We start from the raw sequence: 2,257 nt of genomic DNA on the forward strand, positions 1-2,257 counted from the left end.
TACCTTAAAATTAAGGTTACCTATATCATACGAGGGAAGGGGGCAGCCGGAGCGGAACAGCTGGTCATTGACGGTGGAGACAACAAAGAAATGTTGAAAACGGTGAAAAATGTACTTCTTAACTGTAATAAAGAATTTAGCGGTAAAGAAGCCGTTATTTATGATTATCTTTGTGATCAATTTGAAGGAGGTGAGGCATAATGAACATACAAATTACAGGTGTAAACATGCGCTATAAAGATGATGCGATTGATTCAGTTCATGTACAATTCAAAGCAGCTAATGAAGGTCGCAGCATTAACATCAATGGTTACATCCTACTTACCGCAGAACAGTATTCCGGAAATGAAGCTATTTCAGCATTGGAAGAACTTGTTAGAAATGAAGTAGCCACTAAAATCATGGAAGAGCCTTGCTTGTAGTTAGTTTATTTGGGTCTTCGGAATATATAGTGGAAAAGGGCTTATAATTCACCCTTCTTCAATTTCTTTAGAAATATGGAAAAACGAATACCAAAGTTAACTAAATTCCATAAAGATGCTCTTTCGTTATAGATGAATTATGAAAAAAATATCCAATATACTTTAGAAGTTAAAAAACTATAAAAAAAGCATTTAATTTACTTTTCTATTCATCTACCCATATAGTTATAGTAAAGTTTTAGTTCAAAAGCCTTCTGTTGCAATACCTAATGCAATGTATAATTAGTGCGAATCTAAATATAAATTGAAAATTTGAATAAAAATTAAATAAAAAATAGTACATTATATCTATTAAATTAATGGGATTTTTTCCGATATTAAAAATAATATCTTTTTAAGGAGGGATATTACTTATAGCTTTATAATGACTATTATATTTGTTGTAGTTGTAAGTTAATCAATTCCCAAAATTTTTGAAAGGTGGTACTCAAAATGAAAAAGTTTATTTTAATATTTCTTGTAACTTTATTAATGTCCCCAATTGCTATTAGTGCGGATACGAGCACCCCGGATCAAGTAGAAGATGCCATAGAATTGCCTAGAAACGATAAGACCGATAGAACAATGCCGGAGAAGAATCACCTAACTGAAATCAACTCAGATACTGACAGTAGAGTTTATAAAATTGAGTTAGGAATGAACCCTACAGAGAAATTAACTATTGTATCACAAAAAAACTATGACATAGTGATAACTGATTCGAATGGTAATACTATTATACAAAGAAATGAAATTGGCGAGGAAGGTAGTAGACAAGTAGAATTCCCAACTGACAATTATGGTGACTATTACTTATTCATCACACCTTCAGATGATGGGAGAACCCAATATCCCTATAGTTTAAGAGTCATAGTTGGGGAACCTATTTATTTATATTATGGAAATGAGTACCAAATCAATCTTCTGAATTCGTCTTTAACACCTACTAACACTACCAGTAGGATACAATACTTTGATTTATCAGACATAGATTCTATACCTGAAGGCTCGATATTAACAGGCTTTACAGTGGGGGGTACTGAAGTTAACCGATCTTCTCTTAGCCTTTATAGTATAAAAAGAAGTTTGAGACCTAATTCTAGCTTAAATTGGATAGATGCAACCTATCCTTTATATAGCCCTAGTGATTTAGATGTTGCACCTAAGAGTGATCAAATCTTGGTAAAGCAGGGTTGGGCATTTAGGCATTCTGCCGACTTTTATCCAGGCGAAACTGCTACCTATACTTTAACTCCAAAGATTACTTTAGATTATAAAATAGAGATGAAGTGAGGTTTGAAAAGGTCAAATGGTCTCTAGTATTCAAAGATTACTAAATAATTATTTTGATAAAAGTAATGTCCAACAACAAAATTTCCGTAACACAGTTTCACAATCAATAGAGAGAACTGATGGTGTTCATTCTAATAAGAATGTAGAAATATATAATCCCAAAACTAATAAAGTGAAATACAATGATAAATCTATTTCACCACGGTTACAGGTTGACAGAAATTACAATTTAACTATTGAAGAAAACAAAGTATACAGTGTGGATACAGATTATGGATTGATAAACTATCAATTTAATAATGATTCAAATTCAAGTTACGTTCAAACACTGCATTACGATAATCAAATTAGTGATGAGAAACGTGTCCATCTAGAGAAAAACAGGCAATTTTTAACTCATTTACAGACGTTTGCAGAGACTGGAAGAATTAATATTATGTATACTGCAAGAGAAGCTAGTGAAGTACTAGAAGGATTTAATAGATTGGGAATCAATACCGAAG

At 32.1% G+C, this 2,257-nt stretch carries 3 protein-coding genes and 1 pseudogene; all 4 read left to right on the top strand.

Going from position 1 to position 2,257, the window contains the following annotated elements; all coding sequences use genetic code 11:
* A pseudogene (locus GH715_RS20245) lies at window positions 1-201 on the top strand (hypothetical protein); the annotation flags it as partial.
* Entirely contained in the window at window positions 201-422 is a 222-nt protein-coding gene (locus GH715_RS20250) for a hypothetical protein (protein ID WP_153837088.1), read from the top strand. The pseudogene GH715_RS20245 and the gene GH715_RS20250, both read left to right, overlap by 1 nt.
* Window positions 423-914: 492 nt before the next feature.
* On the top strand, window positions 915-1,754 hold the full coding sequence (locus GH715_RS20255; protein WP_153837089.1) for a hypothetical protein: 840 nt from the start codon (window positions 915-917) through the stop codon (window positions 1,752-1,754).
* A gap of 16 nt (window positions 1,755-1,770) precedes the next feature.
* On the top strand, window positions 1,771-2,257 hold a 487-nt coding region (locus GH715_RS20260), incomplete at its 3' end, for a hypothetical protein (RefSeq protein WP_163578799.1).

Source organism: Gracilibacillus thailandensis, from assembly GCF_010994055.1.
Taxonomy (GTDB): Bacteria; Bacillota; Bacilli; order Bacillales; family Amphibacillaceae; genus Gracilibacillus; species Gracilibacillus lacisalsi.